At 64.1% G+C, this 18,912-nt stretch carries 19 protein-coding genes; 14 read left to right on the plus strand and 5 right to left on the minus strand.

The annotated features are described in order from the left end of the window. Positions 1-57: 57 nt before the first annotated feature. The 3 genes from thrS to LMTR3_RS23020 all read right to left on the minus strand — a co-directional run bounded on the left by thrS (position 58) and on the right by LMTR3_RS23020 (position 3,854). Positions 58-1,266 (minus strand): threonine--tRNA ligase, encoded by a 1,209-nt coding sequence (gene thrS / locus LMTR3_RS23010; protein WP_065747253.1) that lies wholly within the window; start codon positions 1,264-1,266, stop codon positions 58-60. A 467-nt stretch (positions 1,267-1,733) separates the two neighbouring features. Continuing rightward, positions 1,734-2,702 (minus strand): tripartite tricarboxylate transporter substrate binding protein BugD, encoded by a 969-nt coding sequence (locus LMTR3_RS23015; RefSeq protein ID WP_065747254.1) that lies wholly within the window; start codon positions 2,700-2,702, stop codon positions 1,734-1,736. 78 nt (positions 2,703-2,780) lie between these two features. Further along, entirely contained in the window at positions 2,781-3,854 is a 1,074-nt protein-coding gene (locus LMTR3_RS23020) for a tartrate dehydrogenase (RefSeq protein ID WP_065747255.1), read from the minus strand. 106 nt (positions 3,855-3,960) lie between these two features. Here LMTR3_RS23020 and LMTR3_RS23025 point away from each other — a divergent pair, with 106 nt between their 5' ends. Then, the gene (locus LMTR3_RS23025; protein ID WP_065747256.1) at positions 3,961-4,866 is read left to right on the plus strand and encodes a LysR family transcriptional regulator; all 906 of its coding nucleotides are present in this window, start codon (positions 3,961-3,963) and stop codon (positions 4,864-4,866) included. 179 nt (positions 4,867-5,045) lie between these two features. On the opposite strand, the gene erpA is transcribed toward LMTR3_RS23025, so the two are convergent. Beyond that, positions 5,046-5,375, minus strand: coding sequence for an iron-sulfur cluster insertion protein ErpA (erpA, locus tag LMTR3_RS23030; RefSeq protein WP_065732815.1), 330 nt, complete (start codon positions 5,373-5,375; stop codon positions 5,046-5,048). A gap of 104 nt (positions 5,376-5,479) precedes the next feature. Here erpA and LMTR3_RS23035 point away from each other — a divergent pair, with 104 nt between their 5' ends. The 12 genes from LMTR3_RS23035 to surE all read left to right on the plus strand — a co-directional run bounded on the left by LMTR3_RS23035 (position 5,480) and on the right by surE (position 17,435). After that, positions 5,480-6,688, plus strand: a complete 1,209-nt coding sequence (locus LMTR3_RS23035) for a deoxyguanosinetriphosphate triphosphohydrolase (RefSeq protein WP_141686762.1) — start codon at positions 5,480-5,482, stop codon at positions 6,686-6,688. Positions 6,689-6,697: 9 nt separating this feature from the next. After that, on the plus strand, positions 6,698-8,491 hold the full coding sequence (gene argS, locus LMTR3_RS23040; protein ID WP_065747258.1) for an arginine--tRNA ligase: 1,794 nt from the start codon (positions 6,698-6,700) through the stop codon (positions 8,489-8,491). A gap of 119 nt (positions 8,492-8,610) precedes the next feature. Further along, complete coding sequence (locus LMTR3_RS23045; protein WP_065747259.1) at positions 8,611-10,095, plus strand: SPOR domain-containing protein; 1,485 nt, start codon at positions 8,611-8,613, stop codon at positions 10,093-10,095. Between the two features lie 47 nt (positions 10,096-10,142). After that, entirely contained in the window at positions 10,143-11,165 is a 1,023-nt protein-coding gene (gene nagZ, locus LMTR3_RS23050; protein WP_065747260.1) for a beta-N-acetylhexosaminidase, read from the plus strand. After that, positions 11,162-11,989: a segregation and condensation protein A gene (locus LMTR3_RS23055; protein WP_065747261.1), complete on the plus strand. Its 828-nt coding sequence runs from the start codon at positions 11,162-11,164 to the stop codon at positions 11,987-11,989. The genes nagZ and LMTR3_RS23055 overlap by 4 nt, the downstream gene beginning before the upstream one ends. A gap of 18 nt (positions 11,990-12,007) precedes the next feature. Next, entirely contained in the window at positions 12,008-12,739 is a 732-nt protein-coding gene (scpB, locus tag LMTR3_RS23060) for an SMC-Scp complex subunit ScpB (protein ID WP_065747262.1), read from the plus strand. 169 nt (positions 12,740-12,908) lie between these two features. Continuing rightward, on the plus strand, positions 12,909-13,148 hold the full coding sequence (locus tag LMTR3_RS23065) for a twin-arginine translocase TatA/TatE family subunit (RefSeq protein WP_028345916.1): 240 nt from the start codon (positions 12,909-12,911) through the stop codon (positions 13,146-13,148). A 119-nt stretch (positions 13,149-13,267) separates the two neighbouring features. Continuing rightward, the gene (tatB, locus tag LMTR3_RS23070) at positions 13,268-13,783 is read left to right on the plus strand and encodes a Sec-independent protein translocase protein TatB (RefSeq protein ID WP_065747263.1); all 516 of its coding nucleotides are present in this window, start codon (positions 13,268-13,270) and stop codon (positions 13,781-13,783) included. Beyond that, positions 13,780-14,598, plus strand: a complete 819-nt coding sequence (gene tatC / locus LMTR3_RS23075) for a twin-arginine translocase subunit TatC (RefSeq protein ID WP_065747264.1) — start codon at positions 13,780-13,782, stop codon at positions 14,596-14,598. The genes tatB and tatC overlap by 4 nt, the downstream gene beginning before the upstream one ends. A 210-nt stretch (positions 14,599-14,808) precedes the next feature. After that, positions 14,809-16,152 (plus strand): serine--tRNA ligase, encoded by a 1,344-nt coding sequence (serS, locus tag LMTR3_RS23080; protein WP_065747265.1) that lies wholly within the window; start codon positions 14,809-14,811, stop codon positions 16,150-16,152. Positions 16,153-16,163: 11 nt separating this feature from the next. After that, on the plus strand, positions 16,164-16,571 hold the full coding sequence (locus tag LMTR3_RS23085; RefSeq protein ID WP_065747266.1) for a hypothetical protein: 408 nt from the start codon (positions 16,164-16,166) through the stop codon (positions 16,569-16,571). A gap of 96 nt (positions 16,572-16,667) precedes the next feature. Next, positions 16,668-17,435 (plus strand): 5'/3'-nucleotidase SurE, encoded by a 768-nt coding sequence (surE, locus tag LMTR3_RS23090; protein WP_065747267.1) that lies wholly within the window; start codon positions 16,668-16,670, stop codon positions 17,433-17,435. Between the two features lie 140 nt (positions 17,436-17,575). Here the strand turns inward: surE and LMTR3_RS23095 are convergent, their stop codons facing one another. Further along, positions 17,576-17,953, minus strand: a complete 378-nt coding sequence (locus LMTR3_RS23095) for a response regulator (RefSeq protein WP_084029762.1) — start codon at positions 17,951-17,953, stop codon at positions 17,576-17,578. 259 nt (positions 17,954-18,212) lie between these two features. Here LMTR3_RS23095 and LMTR3_RS23100 point away from each other — a divergent pair, with 259 nt between their 5' ends. Beyond that, positions 18,213-18,857: a protein-L-isoaspartate(D-aspartate) O-methyltransferase gene (locus LMTR3_RS23100; protein WP_084029763.1), complete on the plus strand. Its 645-nt coding sequence runs from the start codon at positions 18,213-18,215 to the stop codon at positions 18,855-18,857. Positions 18,858-18,912: the final 55 nt, after the last annotated feature.

Below are 18,912 nucleotides of genomic sequence, written 5' to 3' on the forward strand. Positions count from 1 at the left end.
TCGCGCTGAAGTGCGAACTCTTTCAAGCCACTGGTGCATCCTTGCGTCCGCGGACTACTAGGCTTCAGCCACAGGAGCGCCCGGCCGGTCCCTCGCCTGCAGGCGGGACACCGCCTCGGCCAGCGGAACGTCGGCCTGTGAGCCGTCGCGCTCGCGCAAGCTCACCCGGCCGTCCCTCATCTCGCGACCGCCGACGACAGCCATCACCGGCACCGCTATTTCATGCGCCGCCACGATGCGCCGCGAAAGGGTATCGGCGCCGTCATAGGCAACGGCCCGGATCCCGGCATCCTCGAACGCCGCCAGAACGTGCGCGCCGTATCCGGCCTGGTCTTTCGAGATCGGCGCGACCGCGACCTGGTCCGGTGACAGCCAGAATGGAAGCGCGCCGCCATGGTGCTCGAGCAGGATCGCGATCATGCGGCCGAGCGATCCGAAGATGGCGTGGTGGATCATCAGGGGCCTCGCGCGGCTGCCGTCGGGGGCGATGTAGGACGCCTCGAGCCGCTGCGGCAGCACGCCATCGAGCTGTACTGTGCCGCACTGCCAGGAGCGTCCCAGCCGATCGCGCAGCGCGAATTCCAGCTTCGGTCCGTAGAACGCACCTTCGCCGGGGTTGATTTGAGGCGCGAGGCCGCAGCGCCGCGCGGCATCGCCGAGCTTCTCCTCCAACCAGTCCCAGGTTGCGTCGTCGCCGGCGCGCACCGCCGGCCGCGTCGCCAGCGCCACCTCGTAGTCGGGAAAGCCGAGGTCTCGGTAGACCTCGTCCAACAGGGTGATGAAGCGTGCGACTTCGGCCTCCACGTCCTGTTCGCGACAGAACACATGCGCGTCGTCTTGCTCGAAGGCGCGCGTTCGCATGATGCCGTGGAGCGAACCGGAAGGCTCATTGCGGTGGCAAGCGCCGAACTCGGCATAGCGGATCGGAAGCTCCCGCCACGAGCGCAGCCCCTTGTTGAAGATCTGCACGTGGCACGGGCACGACATCGGTTTCAGCGCCATCGCCTGCTCGCCGTCGTCGACCCGGAACATGTTCTCGCCGAACTTGTCCCAGTGGCCGCTGCGGCCCCAGAACTCCTTTGGCAGCAACTGTGGCGTCTGGACCTCGGCATAGCCGGCTCGGCGCATCTTGCGCCGGAGGTAGTCCTCCAGCACCCGGTAGACCGCGTATCCGCGCGGATGCCAGAACACCATGCCCGGCGCATCTTCCTGAAGGTGCCAGAGTTTGAGCTTCACGCCGAGATTTCTGTGGTCGAGATCGTCCATGGCTACGTTCCTTGTGATGGGAGGAAGCGCGGACGGGGACCATCAAAACCGGAAAAGGCCCCGTCCGTCGCCGGCGGGGCCTTTTCTGGTGAAGTACGCTTGTCTCTAGCGCGCGCAACCAGCAGGCGATCCGCCGTAAGCGGTCGCCGTGGTGGTCAGTGCGGCTGATGGAAGCTTATTCATGCTCTGTATATGGCGGCAAAACGCTCAGGCGTCAACGCCAGCCGCTTGGCGTCGCGGAATATGGATGATGCGCAGGGACATCAATACTCCCGTGGCGGATGATGCGGCTCCTTGGTCAGAATGCCGGTCTGCTCAGTAACGCGCTTGAAATCGGCTAACGTCTTTCGTTGATGATTGATGGCCAGCGGCTCGTCTCTTCGAGGGGTCAAGAAGCAGCGGTGTCAAGGCAAGCGCCAAGTTGAGTCCGGCCCCCCTCGGACAACCGACGTCGTGGCGGCTAGCGCTCAATCCGCGAATTGCCCCGCCGCCTTGATGATCGGCGCCCAGCGGTCGACCTCGCTGATCAACTGCTTCTTCAAGGCTTCGGGCGTCGCTTCGTTCTGCGGGACAGGTTCCGTGTTGATGTCGTTGAAGCGCTTCACCAAATCCGGATCGCGCAACGCCTCCTGCAGCGTCTTGGACAGTTTTTGAACGATCTCGTCGGGCGTACCCTTCGGCGCGTAGATGCCGTGCCAGGCGCCGACTTCAAAGCCCTTCAGGCCCGCTTCGTCGGCGGCCGGCAGATCGGGCATGGACGCGAGCCGTGTCTTCGTCGTGATGGCGTAGGCCTTGACCAGCTTCGATGCGATCGGGCTCGTGGTGTTTGTGGTCTGGTCGCAGGAGAGGTCGATCTGCTTGGCAATCAGATCATTCATCACGGGCGCATTGCCCTTGTAGGGCACCGTCAGGACCTGCTTGCCGACCGCCGTCATGAACAGCATGCCGCATAGGTGCGACGCGGCGCCAAGGCCGGCATTGCCGAACGTCATCTTGTCGCCGTTGGCCTTGATGTAGGTGACGAGTTCGGCGAGCGTGTTCGGCGGCAGATCGGGGCGCCCGATGATCGTCATCGGCGCGTTGGTCACGAGCCCGATCGGCGCGAATGCCGTCTTGGTGTCGTAAGGCAGCTTGCGATACAGCGTGGCGGCGGTGGAGATGCCGATATGGTGGATCAGGAGGGTGTAGCCGTCCGCCTCCGCGCGTGAGGCGCGCGTGGCCGCGATGGTGCCGCCGGCGCCCGTGGCGTTCTCGATGACGATGGTCTGACCCAGCAGTTTTGACATCGACTGCGCCGTCACCCGCGCGACCGTGTCGGTGGCGCCGCCGGCGGCGAACGGGACCAGCAACGTAATAGGTCTGCTGGGATAGTTCTGCGCCAAAGCGGTCGAACTGAGCATCGCGATCGCTGCAGCGATGATGGCTGTCTTCCTCATACGTGCCTCCCGGAGAATTTGTTTTGTTTGGCCTTTAACGCAGGCCTCTTGCCGCACGACCGGTTCGCCGTGCGGGCCTCACACGTTGGAGCTATGGATCGCCTCCACAACGGCCGCGGTGACATCCTTAGTCGTCGCTGTGCCGCCGACGTCGGGCGTCGTGATGCCGGCGCCGGTGACCTTCTCCACGGCACGCATCAGCCGCGCCGAGGCTTCAGCCTCGCCGAGATGATCGAGCATCTGCGATGCCGTCCAGAAACTCGCGACCGGGTTGGCGATGCCCTTGCCGGTAATGTCGAAGGCCGAGCCGTGGATCGGTTCGAACATCGAGGGAAAGCGTCGCTCCGGATCGATGTTCGCCGTCGGCGCCACACCGAGGCTGCCGGCGAGCGCACCGGCGAGATCGGACAGGATATCGGCGTGAAGGTTGGTGGCGACGATGGTATCGAGGCTCTGCGGCTTCAGCGTCATCCGCACCGTCATCGCATCGACCAGCATCTTGTCCCACGTGACGTCGGGAAACTCTTTCGAGACCTGCTCGGCGATCTCGTCCCACATCACCATGCCATGCCGCTGCGCATTCGATTTTGTCACCACCGTGAGCAGCTTGCGCGGCCGTGATTGCGCCAGCTTGAATGCGTAGCGCATGATGCGCTGGACGCCGACGCGGGTGAAGACAGCGACTTCCGTGCCGACTTCTTCCGGCAGGCCGCGATGCACCCGTCCGCCGCAGCCGGCATATTCGCCTTCGGAGTTTTCACGCACGATCACCCAGTCGAGGTCGCCCACCTCGGCATGGCGGAGCGGCGAGGTGATGCCGAGCAGGATCCGGGTCGGGCGCACGTTGGCGTATTGGTCAAACCCCTGGCAGATCGGCAGGCGCAGGCCCCACAGCGTGACGTGATCGGGCACGTCGGGCGCGCCGACCGCGCCGAAATAGATCGCGTCGAATTTCTTCAGCGTGGCGAGGCCGTCGGCCGGCATCATCACGCCGTGCTTGCGGTAATAGGCCGAGCCCCAATCGAAGGTTTCGACGTTGAATTTCACATCGCCAAGCCGCCTCGCGAGGCTTTCGAGCGCGGTGACGCCGGCGGCGATGACTTCCGGGCCAATCCCGTCGGCAGGGATGGCCGCGATTGAATATTCACGCATCGAAATCTCCGTAGCTTCGTGGACTGCAGCTTGCGGCTTCGGCAAAGGGCAGGCAATTGCCTCGCGTTTATACAAAAAATTGATATAATCCTGGCGAGGAGGAGCGATGGACCTTCATCACTTGCGTTGCTTCGTGGCTGCCGCCGAAGAACTGCATTTTGGCCGGGCGGCGCAGCGGCTCGACATGCTGCCGTCGGCGCTCGGCCGATTCATCCGACTGCTTGAGGAGGACCTCGGCACGCGGTTGATGACGCGCACGACGCGAAGCGTCGCGCTGACCGACGATGGCGCCGTGCTGCTCAAGGAGGCGCGGGCGCTGTTGACGCAGGCCGATGCGCTTGCCGGCAAGTTCCGTACGCGCGGCCGCAAGCGCGCGGCAATCATTCGCGTCGGCGCCATCGACAGCGCCGCCGCGGGGCTGTTGCCAAGACTGCTTCATGATTTCCGGCAGCGCCGGCCCGACGTCAGCGTGCAACTGGTCGAGGACAAGACGGTCCGCCTGCTGCCGCGCCTGTTGTCCGGCCGGCTCGATCTCGCCTTGGTGCGCCCGCCGGAGCGGCCCGACAAGCGGCTGGAGTTTGCCTTCCTGCTGCACGAGACCGCCGTCGTTGCGGTCGCCGACCGGCATCCGCTGTCACAGCGCAGGCGCGTGACCATCGCCGATCTCGAAAACGAGCCGTTGATTGTGCCCGAACGCCGCTCGCGTCCGCACAGCCACGACCTCACGATGAAACTGTTCGCCGAGGCGGGGTTAGAGGCGCGCGTCGCCCAGATCGCCGACGAGAAGCAGACCATCGTCAACCTGGTCTCCACCGGCCTTGGCCTCGCCATCGTCCCGCGCTGGACCTCGCGCATGGCGACGCGCGGTGTCCGCTTCATCCGCCTTGCCGCCTCCGACATGAACAAGCTGCCGCTTGCCGCCGCCTGGACCCGCGGCACGCGCGATCCGGTCAGGGACGACGTTCTGGAAATGCTGAAAGCCGATCTGCCGCGCTACGCGCGCGAGGCGTAGGGCGCTCCCGTCATCGTCCGCCAACGGGTCGCGCGAATGCGCGCCCGATGACAGGCTCCGGCGAACGATCCAGTAGGCCAGAGGCAGTAGTGATTGAACCGGTAGGCCGCAGCGTACTGGATACCCCGCATGCGCGGGGTATGACGACTACGATTGGGCAAAGGAATTCGCCCCGAAACTCAGATCGAAAAACTGGTCCCGCAGCCGCACGACGCGGTCGCATTTGGGTTGACCACGCGGAAGGACGCGCCGATCAGGTCGTCGACGAAATCGACTTCGGAGCCGGCGAGGAACGGCACCGAGGCTGGGTCGACCAGCACCACTGCGCCCTCGCGCGCGATCACGAGGTCGTCCTCCGCCTTGGCGCGGTCGACGTCGAATTTATACTGGAAGCCGGAGCAGCCGCCGCCCTCGACGGAAATGCGCAGCATGGCGCCGTCGCCTTCGCTCTTAAGGATTTCGCCGATGCGGCGGGCAGCCCGCTCGCTGACGGTGATGGCAGTGGTCATTGCATGGTCTCCGGCCGCGTCATACCCAATTCATTTGGTATGGTGCGTCAGACATAGTTAAGTGCGCAATCTCGCGGAATCAAATGGATAAGGACTAAAAAACCGTGTCGGTCGGAATGGCTGCCCCCCGCGCGCTTTATGGCTGCGACCCTGACCGGAGCCGCGGGCGGCTGTTTGCGGAGCCGCCGAGCCGGACCCGCAGCCCGTTCCGGCGCGATTGCGACCGGGTGATCCATTCCACCGCGTTCCGGCGGCTGAAGCACAAGACACAAGTTTTCGTGTTCCACGAGGGCGACCATTATCGCACCCGGCTGACCCATTCGCTGGAAGTGGCGCAGATCGCCCGTGCGCTGGCCCGCCAGCTTGGGCTAGACGAGGATCTCACCGAAACGCTGGCGCTGGCCCATGACCTCGGCCATCCCCCGTTCGGCCATGCCGGCGAGCGGGCGCTCGACAAATGCCTCAGGGATCACGGCGGCTTCGACCACAACGCGCAGGCGCTGCGGGTCGTGACCTCGCTGGAGCATCGCTATCCCGAGTTCGACGGGCTGAACCTGACCTGGGAGTCGCTGGAGGGCATCGTCAAGCACAACGGCCCGCTGACCAAGCGGGATGGGGCCCCGGCCGGGCCTTACCGCGACGGCGGCATCCCCATCGGCATCTCCGATTTCAATCAAAAATTCGATCTCGAGCTGTGGAGCTACGCCTCGCTTGAGGCGCAGGCCGCAGCGTTTGCCGACGACATCGCCTATGATGCCCACGACATCGACGACGGCCTGCGTGCCGGCCTGTTTGCCGTCGACGACCTCAAGGTGATGCCGCTGACTGAGGCAATCATCGCCGAAATCGACCGGCACTATCCCAACCTCGACGACGCCAGGCGCGGCGCGGAACTGGTACGTGAGCTGATCTCCTACATGATCGTGGCGGTCATGTCGGAGGCGGGCAGGCGCTTGGCAGAAGCGAAGCCGCAATCGGCCCACGACGTCCGCCACCATCACCAGCCGCTGATCGCTTTTCCGCCTGACGTTGCGGAAGAGGAGGCTGCCATCAAGGCGTTCCTGAAGCAGCACATGTACCGCCACAATCGGGTGATGCGGGTGATGGGCGAGGCGGAAGGCATCCTGTTCGATTTGTTCGCGCGCTACCAGAATTCGCCGGGAGACCTGCCGGCCGAATGGGTGGAGGGTACCGAGCGCGTCACGGACGGCGAGCGGGCGCGCCGGATTGGCAATTTCATCGCCGGGATGACCGACCGTTACGCCCTGATGGAGCACCAGCGGCTTTTTGACTCGACCCCGGATTTGCGTTAGGCGGCGGCCATGTCCGATAAGCCAGCCACACAACATCTGTTCGCCGACGCGCTGGCGCGCGTGCAGGCGGTCTGCGCCGCGCTCGCAGCCGAGGGCCAATGGCCCGCCGGCGTCGATTTCTCCCGCGTCGTGGTCGAACCGCCGCGCGATGCGAGCCATGGCGACATGGCGACCAACGCGGCGATGGTGCTGGCCAAGGACGCCAAGGCAAAGCCGCGCGAACTCGCTGACAAGATCGCGGAAAAATTGCGCGCCGATGACCTGGTTGCCGCCGTCGATGTCGCCGGGCCAGGCTTCATCAATCTCACCTTGAAGCCGCAAGTCTGGGCCGACGAATTGCGCACCGTGCTGCGCGAAGGCGTGTCCTACGGCAAGAGCGCGATCGGCCGCGGTGAAAAGGTCAATGTCGAGTATGTCTCCGCCAACCCGACCGGGCCGATGCATGTCGGCCATTGCCGCGGCGCGGTGTTCGGCGACGCGCTGTGCGGCCTGCTGGATTTTGCCGGCTATGACGTCACGCGCGAATATTACATCAATGATGCCGGCGCGCAGGTCGACGTGCTCGCGCGCTCGGCCTACCTGCGCTATCTGGAAGCGCTCGGCGAAGTCATCGGCGAGATCCCGGAAGGGCTTTACCCCGGCGACTATCTCGTGCCGGTCGGGCAGGCGCTTGCCGCCGAGCACGGCGACAAGCTGAAGGCGATGGCTGAAGCCGCCTGGCTGCCGATCGTACGCGCCAAGGCGATCGCCATGATGATGGACATGATCAAGGGCGATCTCGCCGCGCTCAATATCAAGCACGAGGTGTTCTTCTCGGAGCGGTCGCTGATCGAGACCGGCAACAACAAGGTTACCGAGACCATCGATTTCCTGCGCTCGAAGGGCGACATCTACGAGGGCCGCCTGCCGCCGCCGAAGGGCAAGCCGGTCGAAGACTACGAGGACCGGATCCAGACGCTGTTCCGTGCCACCGCCTACGGCGACGACGTCGATCGTCCGCTGATCAAGTCGGATGGCTCTTACACCTACTTCGCTTCCGACATCGCCTATCACAAGAACAAGGTCGATCGCGGCTTCCTCGACATGATCGACGTGTTCGGCGCCGACCATGGCGGCTACATCAAGCGCATGCAGGCGGCGGTGAAGGGCGTCAGCGGCGGCAAGGCGGCGCTCGACGTCAAGGTGGTGCAACTCGTTCGCCTGCTGCGTGCCGGCGAGCCCGTGCGGATGTCGAAACGCTCCGGCGATTTCGTCACGCTGCGCGAAGTGGTCGACGAGGTCGGTTCCGACGCGGTGCGGTTCATGATGTTGTTCCGCAAGAACGACGCCGTGCTCGATTTCGACCTCGCCAAAGTGCTCGAGCAATCGAAGGATAATCCTGTCTTCTACGTCCAATACGGGCACGCCCGCGGCCACTCAATTTTCAAGAATGCCCGCGAGGTGGTCCCGGACCTCCCCGAGGATGACGCGGCCCGGACGGCCTATTTGGGGGATTCCCCGGTGGAGCGGCTGACGGATCCGGCCGAACTTGACCTTTTGAAGCGGTTGGCGCTCTATCCCCGGATGGTCGAGGCGGCGGCCCTCGCACATGAACCGCACCGAATCGCTTTTTATCTGTATGATTTAGCCAGTGAATTTCACGCGTTATGGACGAAAGGGCGGGATTTGCCCTATTTACGCTTCATTATAACTAATGATGCAGAAATCACGAGGGCGCGGCTGGCTATGGTCCAGGGCGTCGTCTCGGTTCTGGCATCGGGCTTAGCCGTTCTCGGCGTCCACGCTCCGACCGAGATGCGGTAGGCAGGGGCGAAGGCCCTTCACGGATGGGGGTTCGTGGGGGTATCTGGCAGGGGCCACGCTCGTCATGGTTTGTTTGACATGGCGAGTTGGCGCTGTCCCGTAGGGGATGCATCATCACGATGGCTGATCGATATCAGGACCGACATTTTCCCTCCGCCGACCAGGATCGCGGCGAGAGCGATCCGCTTGCCGAGCTCGCAAGGCTGATCGGGCAGAACGACCCGTACGGGGCTGCCGCCAAACCGGCACCGCGTCCGCTGCAGTCGCGGGCGAATGTGCGTCCACAGCAGTATGATCCGCCGGAAGATCTCGATGCGCCTCCGGCCCCGCCGGCATGGATGCAGCGCGCGCGCCAGGAAACGCGCCAAGAAACGCGCCAAACCCCGCCGCCACCACTTCCATCGCCGCTGCCGCAGGATCAGGTTTTCGACGACGAGCCGGATTACCAGCCGGCGCCGGTGCATCCCTTGCACCGCTACGCGGCTCAGCACCAGGCGCCCGAACAGGACTCGCAGGACTATTACGAGGCCCCGCAGCAACATGCCGACGAGCCGCAGCAGGACCCGTCGCGCTACGACGAAGCGCTGTATGGACGGCTCGAAAATGGCGAGCACGACTATCAGCGCGATCCGGCCTATCCGGACGATCCGTATGCGTACCAGGGCGAGTATGAGCAGGAGGAGCCCGCTCCGAAGAAGCGCTCGAGCGGCCTGATGACGATCGCTGCGGTGCTGGCGTTGGCTGTGGTCGGGACGGGCGCTGCCTTTGCCTATCGCACTTACATCGGTTCGCCCCGCTCGGGCGAGCCGCCGATCATCAGGGCCGACAACAGCCCGACCAAGGTAATGCCGGCACCGTCCGACGTGGGCGCCGCCAAGGCCCCTGACCGCATGCTGCCGGGCGATGGCGGCGAGAAGCTGGTGTCGCGCGAAGAGACGCCGGTCGACGTCAATGCAAGGTCCGGCGCGCCGCGCGTGGTGTTTCCGCCGCTGAATCCGAATAGCAACCCGCCGCCGGTCGCGAGCGTTTCGCCGTCCGGCCCGCCGCCGCAGACGGGCGTGAACGGTACGATGAACAACGAGCCGCGCAGGATCAGGACGCTCGCCGTCAAGGGTGACCCCGCCGACAATGGTGGCATTCCGGCAGGGGCGAGCGCGCCGCCGCCGAGGCCGGCACCGACGACCCGCAGCGCTGCGGCTTCGCCGCCGGCTCCTGCCCAGCCGCCGGCGCGTAACCCTGCGTCGGCGAACGCCAGCGCCAACACGCCGATGCCGCTCACGCCGCAGGGTGGGGCTGATCCGGCGCCGACTCGAATGGCGGCTACCAATCCGACCCAGCCGGCTGCCCCGGCCGGCGGAGGCTACCTGGTCCAGGTCTCCTCGCAGAAGAACGAAGCCGACGCGCAGGCCTCCTACCGGGCGCTGCAAAGCAAGTTCCCGAGCGTGCTGGGACCACACTCGTCACTCGTGAAGCGCGTCGATCTCGGCGAAAAGGGCGTCTATTACCGCGCGTTCGCCGGCCCGTTCGGCTCGTCCGAAGAGGCGGCGCAGGTCTGCAGTAGCCTGAAATCTGCCGGCGGGCAGTGCTTCGTCCAAAGGAATTAACGGCGGTTTCCTTGACCCCGGGGCTGTGAGGGGCCTAATCGGCCCCCATGACAAGCCGCGCATTCATCACGGGCGTATCGGGACTGGAACTGAGCGCTGCGGAGCGCGAATTCATCCGTGGCGAGCGGCCATGGGGCTTGATCCTGTTCAAACGAAACGTCGAGACGCCGGATCAAGTATCTGCGCTTGTTGATGAATTTCGAGATTGCGCAGGCGAGGCAGATGCGCCGGTCCTGGTCGACCAGGAAGGCGGGCGGGTAGCGCGTCTCGGACCGCCGCATTGGCCGGTATATCCGCCCGGCGCCGTCTTCGGTGCGCTCTACGACATCGACCCAGCGCTGGGCCTGCAAGCCGCGCGCTTGAGCTCCCGCCTGATTGCGGTCGACCTGATCGACCTCGGCATCACGGTCGACTGCCTGCCGTTGGCGGACGTGCCGGTGGCTGGCGCGGATGCCGTGATCGGCAACCGGGCTTATGGAACCGAGCCGGGCAAGGTCGCCGCAATCGCCCGCGCCGTTACAGAAGGGCTGGAGCAGGGCGGCGTGCTACCCGTGCTGAAGCACATTCCCGGTCATGGCCGGGCAAATGCGGATAGCCATTTCCGTCTACCGACCGTTGATACAGCGCGGGAAGAGCTGGAACGGACCGATTTCGCCGCCTTTCAGCCGCTGGCGGACCTGCCGATGGCCATGACCGCGCATGTTGTGTTTAGCGCGTTAGACCCCGTCCAACCGGCGACGACTTCTGCGACAATCATCCGTCAGGTGATTCGCGGCGTAATTGGGTTCCAGGGTTTGTTGATGAGTGATGACGTGTCGATGAATGCGTTGGCGGGATCGATCTCGGATCGGACCCGCGCCATCGTCAACGCCGGCTGCGACATGGTCCTGCATTGCAACGGCAAGCTCGACGAGATGCGCGACGTGGCGCGCGAGACGCCGGAACTGGCGGGCGAGGCCTTGAGCCGCGCCGAACGGGCGCTGGCCTCGCGAAAACAGCCTGAGCCGTTCGACCGGCAGGCGGCGCGGGCTGAACTTGAAGCGTTGATGGATCGGGTAGGAACGGCATGACGGCTGAGATTCTATCGTTTGAAACCGGACGGCCCGCCGAAATCACCGAAGGCGAGCCGGCGCTGGTCGTCGACGTCGAGGGCTATGAAGGCCCGCTCGACCTGCTGCTCACGCTGGCGCGGCAGCAGAAGGTCGATCTCGCCAAGATTTCGATCCTGGCGCTGGCTGACCAGTATCTGACCTTCATCGAGGCGGCGCGAAAGATCCGCCTCGAACTCGCCGCCGATTACCTCGTGATGGCGGCCTGGCTGGCGTTCCTGAAATCGCGGCTGTTGCTGCCCGAACCGGCGACGCCCGACGGGCCGAGCGCCGAGGAAATGGCCACCGCGCTGGCCAACCGGCTGCGCCGGCTCGAAGCCATCCGCGAAGCCGCCAACCGGTTGATGAACCGGCCGCAGTTCCAGCGCGATATTTTTCCGCGCGGCAATCCGGAAACGATCGCCGAAATCAAGCACCCCAAATTCACGGCGACGCTGTTCGACCTGCTCACCGCCTATGCCACGCAGCGCCAGCAGCGCGTGCTGGCGACGGTGCATCTGGCCAAGCGCACGGTGTGGTCGCTGGCCGAAGCGCGCGCCTCGCTGGAGCGGCTGGTCGGCATGGCCGAGTCCGAGGAGTGGAACTGTCTCGACGATTGCCTGCTCAGCTACGTGGTCGATCCCTCGCAGCGGGCGACGGTATTCGCCTCGAGCTTTGCCGCGGCGCTCGAACTGGTGCGCGAAGGCGAGATGGAATTGAACCAGAAAGAGGCGTTCGCGCCGCTGTATTTTCGTAAGCGTCCGCCGCAGGCCGCAATGCCTGCGCCGGATATGACGGTCGAGTAAGTGGAAGGAGACCTAGCCATGGCAAGCCTGGCGGAAAAACGCATGGAAGATGCCGAGGATCATCCCATCGACCAGAACACCGATCAGGCCGCGCGGCCCGAGGAATTGCGGCTGCTGGAAGCGTTGCTGTTTGCCTCCGCGGAGCCGGTCGACCAGGCGACCTTGGCCAAACGCATGCCCGACGGCGTCGACGTCAAGGCGGCGCTGGCGCAATTGCAGGAGGAATACGCGCCGCGTGGCGTCAATCTGGTGCGCGTCGCCAACAAATGGACGTTCCGCACCGCGGGCGATCTGTCGTGGCTGATGACGCGCGAAAGCACGGAGACGCGTCGGCTTTCGCGGGCGGCGATCGAGGTGCTCGCGATCATTGCCTATCACCAGCCCGTGACACGCGCCGAGATCGAGGAGATCCGCGGCGTGATCACGTCAAAGGGAACGCTGGATGTGTTGCTCGAAACCGGCTGGATTCGTCCCCGCGGCCGCCGCAAGACGCCGGGGCGGCCGCTGACGTTCGGCACAACGGAAGCGTTCCTTTCGCAGTTCAGCCTGGAGGCGCTGAGCGACCTGCCGGGCCTGGAAGAGCTGAAGGGGACGGGGCTCCTGGATTCGCGGCTGCCTTCCGGCTTCAGCGTTCCGACGCCGTCGGATGACGTGGCGCTGCGCGAGGACGAGGATCCGCTGGATGCTGGCGATAACCTGGAACTGCTGCTGGCCCCAGCCGCCGAGCCTGAAGGCGGCAGCGAAAGCTAGTTCCGGTGGCTCCGCCGATTATTCACTCAGGCGGGGTTAATAATAGCCATAATACGTAGCCGCGACAGCGATTTGCCGCGGCAGGGGTCCTTGTTTTTGACACCCCGCGGGCCTACCTTCCGCGAAAGCTTGGCCGGAAGCCGGCCGTCTCTTTTTGGAGGGTTGCAGGATGGGTTCGCTTAGCATTTGGCACTGGATCGTCGTGATCGCAGTGGTCCTGCTGTTGTTCGGCCGCGGCAAGATTTCTGACCTGATGGGCGATGTCGCAAATGGCATCAAGGCCTTCAAGAAAGGCATGCAGGACGACGAGAAGGCGCCCGAAAAGCCCGCTGAGCCGGTGAAGACCATCGATCACAATGCGACGCCGGCGCCGACAGCGCGGACGGATGTCGGTAGCAAGGCTGTCTGAACCGGGCACTATTGACCCTGGCGTCGGTTGAGGACGCCGGTTGAGAGAAGCCGCGGGCGGCTCCAAACCTTGGCTATGATGGATTGGGGCGCGGACGTCTCGCGCGAGCGGAAGAATTCATGTTCGACATCGGGTGGAGTGAACTGGTCATCATCGCGGTCGTCGCGCTGATCGCCATCGGCCCGAAAGAGCTTCCCGGTGTGCTGCGCATGGTCGGGCAATGGATGGGCAAGGCGCGCAAGATGGCCGCCGAATTCCAGGGCCAGTTCCAGGAAGCCATGCGCGAGGCCGAAATGGCCGACCTCAAGAAGAGTTTTGACGAGGTCAAGGACGTGGCTACGGGTCTTTCGCCGGCCAACGTCATGACCTCGCTGCAAAAAGACGTCAACGACGCCCTGCAGATTGGGGATATCGACAAGCCTGCCGACAAGCCGGCGGATGCGCAAATTGCCTCCGCGACCGGCGAGCCTGTCACGCCAACTACCCCGGCGCTGCCCACACCGGAAACCTTCGTCGAGGCCGAGGCGCATGCGGCGGCCTCCGAGCCGCTGGCGATCACGCGTGAAGCTCAGGCCGTGCCGCAGGACATCGCGCCGGCGGCGCCCGACATTCTCAAGGACGCCAAAGCGTCATGACCATCGAAGACATCGAGGCCAGCAAGGCGCCGTTGATGGACCATTTGATCGAGCTGCGCTCGCGGCTGATCAAGGCGCTGCTCGCCTTTGGCATTGCGTTCATCTTCTGCTTCTTCTTCGCCAAGCAGATCTACAACGTGCTGGTCTGGCCCTTCGTCTGGGTGGCGGGTGCCGAGAATTCGAAATTCATCTACACCGCGCTGCTGGAATACTTCCTCACACAATTGAAGCTCGCTCTGTTCGGCGCCGCCTTCATCTCGTTCCCGATCGTGGCAACGCAGATCTACAAATTCGTGGCGCCCGGCCTCTACAAGCACGAGCGCGGCGCGTTCCTGCCATACCTGGTCGCGACGCCGTTCTTCTTCGTGCTCGGCTCGCTTCTCGTTTACTTCATCGTGCTGCCGATGCTGGTGCGGTTCTCGCTCGGCATGCAGCAGACCGGCAGCGACGAGGCCGCGCAGATTCAGTTGCTGCCCAAGGTCGGCGAATATTTGTCGCTGATGATGTCGTTGATCTTTGCCTTCGGCATCGCGTTTCAGCTCCCCGTCATTCTGACCCTGCTGGGGCGGATCGGCGTCGTAAACTCCAGGATGCTGCGCGAAAAGCGGCGCTATTTCATCGTCGGCGCCTTTGTCATCGCCGCCGTTCTGACGCCGCCCGACGTCATCAGCCAGGCCTCCCTCGCGATACCCCTGATGGCGCTCTACGAGGGCGCGATCGTCGCGGTCCGCATGGTGGAAAAGAAGGCCGCCGCCCAGGCCGCGAGTGGCACGCCACCTGCCAGCCCGCCTCCGGAAGCCAATCCGGCCGAGTAGGGCGCTGCTGGCGCCTCACCTTTGGCTGTCATTCCCCGCGAAAGCGGGGAATCCAGTACGCCGCGGCCTAGCAATTTATCTCGAACTGCTCTGGAATACCGGATCACCCGCTTTCGCGGGTGATAACGGGTGTGGTACTTGGGACGCGCACGCAAACAATTAACATGAGTGTTGATTGTATTGCAGAATACGACTTCAGGACCGCCCCTCATGCACGACATCAAATCGATCCGCGACAACCCCCGGGCGTTCGACGCCGGACTGAAGCGCCGGGGGCTGGCGCCGTTGTCGGCTTCGCTGCTGGCAATCGACGAGAAGCGCCGGGCGGCGATCCTGGCGTCCGAGCAGGCGCAGGCGCGGCGCAATGCGGCTTCGAAGGAAATCGGTGAGGCCAAGAAGGCCAAGGATGACGCGCGCGCCAACAAGCTGATGGCCGAAGTCGCCGAGCTCAAGACCACGATGCCGGAGCTCGAGCTTGCTGCGAAGACGGCGGACGAGGAATTGGCGAAAGAACTCGCTGCGATTCCGAACCTGCCGCTCGACGACGTGCCCGACGGCATGGACGAGCACGGCAATGTGCAGCGCCACGTCTTCGGAAAAATCCGCAACTACGCGTTTGCGCCGAAGCCGCATGACGATCTCGGCGGCGCGCTCGGCTACATGGATTTTGAGGCGGCCGCGAGACTCTCCGGCGCGCGCTTCGTGGTGCTGAAGAAAGGCCTGGCGCGGCTGGAGCGCGCGATCGGGCAGTTCATGCTCGATCTTCACACCAACGAGCATGGCTACACCGAGGTCAATCCGCCGCTATTGGTGCGCAACGACGTGATGTTCGGCACGGGCCAATTGCCGAAATTCGAGGACGACCAGTTCTGGGCCATCAAGGGCGAATTGCTTGCGGCTCCCGACGAACGATTGAAGACCGAGCGTCTGGGTCTCATCCCCACCGCCGAAGTCTCGCTCACGAATCTCGTCCGCGAATCCATCGTCGATGAGAAAGAACTGCCGATGCGGCTCACCGCGCTGACGCCGTGCTTCCGCGCCGAAGCGGGTGCTGCCGGGCGCGATACCCGCGGCATGATCCGGCAGCATCAATTTACAAAAGTCGAACTGGTTTCGATCGCGACGCCGGAGACCAGCCGCGACGAGCACGAGCGCATGCTGTCCTGCGCCGAGGAAGTGCTGCGCCGGCTCGAGCTGCATTACCGCGTGATGACGCTGTGCTCCGGCGACATGGGCTTCTCCGCGCAGAAGACCTACGACATCGAGGTCTGGATGCCAGGACAATTTTCGAGTCAGGGCGAGGGCGGCGCTTATCGCGAGATCTCGAGCTGCTCGGTGTGCGGCGATTTCCAGGCGCGGCGCATGGATGCGCGTTCGCGTGGGCCCGATGGCAAGCCGCGTTTCGTGCATACGTTGAACGGATCCGGCACGGCGGTCGGCCGCGCGCTGATCGCGGTGATGGAAACCTATCAGCAGGAAGACGGCTCCATCGCGGTGCCTGCGGTGCTGCAGCCCTATATGGGCGGGCTCAAAACCATCGAGCGGGACAAATAGCGCAAAGCAAAATGGCATTGCATCGCGACATCCTTTGGATCGGGAAGCAATGGGCTGTCACCGGCCACGGGATGCAATTGATCGACCAGCGGCTGATGGGCGCCTTCGATATCGAGGTGGCCCGCTTGTGGGACGACGATCTGATCGAACGCATGCATGCCAAGGAGTGGCTCAACGCCGCGGATTTCGACAAGGGGCTGGCGGTCGCGCGAACGCGGCACATGCAGCCGGAGGCGGGATCGGCTGCGGTGCTTACGGCGATCGAGCCCGTCGCGGCACCTTCGCCCAAGCCGGCGGACGCGAGCCCGCCCTCTCTGCCCGTCGAATCGGCGCAACAGGCATCGCCAGACCTGCAGATGAAAATCGATGGCAGCGCCAGATTTGCCCGCCCCTGGCGTGTCTGGATGAAGAAAAGCTGAGGAAATAGGCCGGTTTGCCTCAGCCGCGATAGCCGGATAAGACGAGGCCCAAGGGCAAAAGCCTACCTCGACCTGAACCTGAAGGCATTTTGACGGATGCGAATTCTCTGCACCAACGACGACGGCATTCATGCGCCGGGTCTGAAGATCGTCGAGGAGATCGCCCGCGCGCTTTCCGACGATGTCTGGATCGTGGCGCCGGAGCTCGATCAGTCCGGTGTCTCGCATTCACTGTCGCTGAACGATCCGTTGCGCTTACGCGAAATCGGTCCGCGCCATTTCGCGGTGCGGGGCACGCCGACGGATTGCGTGATCATGGGCTCGCGCCACATCCTCGGCGAGAAGATGCCCGATCTCGTGCTGTCCGGCGTCAACAAGGGCCGCAACGTCGCCGAGGACGTCGTCTATTCCGGCACGATCGCGGGCGCGCTCGAGGGCACGATTCTGGGCATCCCGTCGTTTGCGCTGAGCCAGGAATTTTCCGTCGAGACCCGTCACGCGCCGCTGTGGGATACCGCACTGAAATTCGGCCCCGGCATCCTGCGCAAGGTGATCGATGCGGGGGTGCCGAAAAACACCGTGATCAACGTCAACTTTCCCGCCTGCACGCCCGATCAGGTCAAGGGTGTTCGGGTGACGCGTCAGGGCAAGCGCAATCTCGGCTTCCTGAAAATCGACAAGCGCCACGACGGCCGCGGCAATCCGTATTACTGGATCGGTTTCGAACGCGCCGCGACGATGGATACACCGGCCGATGGCACCGATCTGGCAGCGCTGGCAGCGCGCTACGTCTCGGTCACCCCGCTGCGGCTGGATCGTACCGATGAAGCGTTCTCGGAAGAGTTGACGGCGACGTTGAAGTAGTCAGCCCGCAGTATAATTCGTCATACCCGCGAAGGCGGGTATCCAGTAAGCCGGGGCTTGTCGATTCTATCGTAGGTCTCTGGGATACTGGATCATCCGCTTTCGCGGATGATGACGGCTGAGTGTGCCGGATGGACGGTCTAAACCGGCGCGCTCTTCAACGTAGAGGCGATCATCTGGGCCAGGGTTTCCAGTTGGAATGGCTTCTGCAGCGCGGGGCGGTCGCGATATTCCTGGGGCAGGCCGGAGGAGCCGTAGCCGGTCGCAAAGATGAACGGACGGTTGCGCGCCGTGATCAGTTCGGCCACCGGCGTGATCACCTTGCCGTTGACGTTGACGTCGAGAATGGCGAGATCGAATTCGGTGGATTGCACCAGCTTGACCGCCTCACCGATTTCGCCGGCCTCGGCGGCTACGCTGTGGCCCAGCTCTTCCAGCATGTCAGCGACCATCATGCGGATCATGACCTCGTCTTCAACGAGGAAAACTGAACAGCCCGCCGGCCGTGTCGCTACCATGATGGATTCCTTGCCCTTCCGAGTGTGGAGGTTCGCAAAAAACGGACCTGGGTGCAATGTCGGTAATGGGCGCGTAGGCGCTGTGTAAAGACTCTTCGCGAAGGATTTTCCCGGGCCCTAACGTCGGGACGCGGTCCCCAGTTCCGGACGAGGAACCACAATCTTAAGGAAAATCATTCCTTAAGTGCACGGACGCTATATTACATCTCGGCGAGGCCGAAGCATTGGATTGGCGGCAGACTCCCGCCACGAGACCGCGATGTCCCAAGAACCGCTCGAAAAGATGATGTTTCAGCTCACTCTGCGGCGGCGGGGGATCAGCGACCAGGCGGTGCTGCGGACCATGGAAGAGGTGCCCCGCGAGGCTTTCGTGGCCGCTGGCGATCGCGGCCATGCCTATCGTGACAGCGCGCTCGGCATCGCCTGCGGGCAGACCATCAGCCAGCCCTTCGTGGTCGCCTACATGACCGAGCAGTTGCAACTGCAGAAGCACCACAAGGTCCTCGAGATCGGCACCGGCTCCGGCTACCAGGCCGCGGTACTGTCGCGGCTATGCGCGCATGTCCTGACCATCGAGCGCTACCGGACGCTGGCGGACACGGCGCGCGACCGGCTCGAAGCGCTTGGGTATTTCAATATCGAAGTGATGTTGGGCGACGGTTTCCAGATTCCGCCCGGCGCCGGCGACTTCGACCGCATCATCGTGACGGCGGCGATGGAGCAAATTCCCGAAAAGCTGCTGGAGCGGCTGCTGCCGGGCGGCATCCTGATCGCGCCGGTCGGGCCCCATCATGGCAGCCAGACGCTGGTCAGGGTGACCAGGACGGATAGCGGTTTTGAGCGCAAGGAATTGGTCGATGTCCGCTTCGTCCCGGCCCTGCCGGGAATTGCGCGCGAACTGTAGAATCCCGGATTGGCGGTTCCCGCCAACATCTTATTCCAAGGGTTAAGCGGTTATT

The organism is Bradyrhizobium sp. LMTR 3, assembly GCF_001693485.1.
In the GTDB taxonomy this organism is placed as follows: Bacteria; Pseudomonadota; Alphaproteobacteria; order Rhizobiales; family Xanthobacteraceae; genus Bradyrhizobium.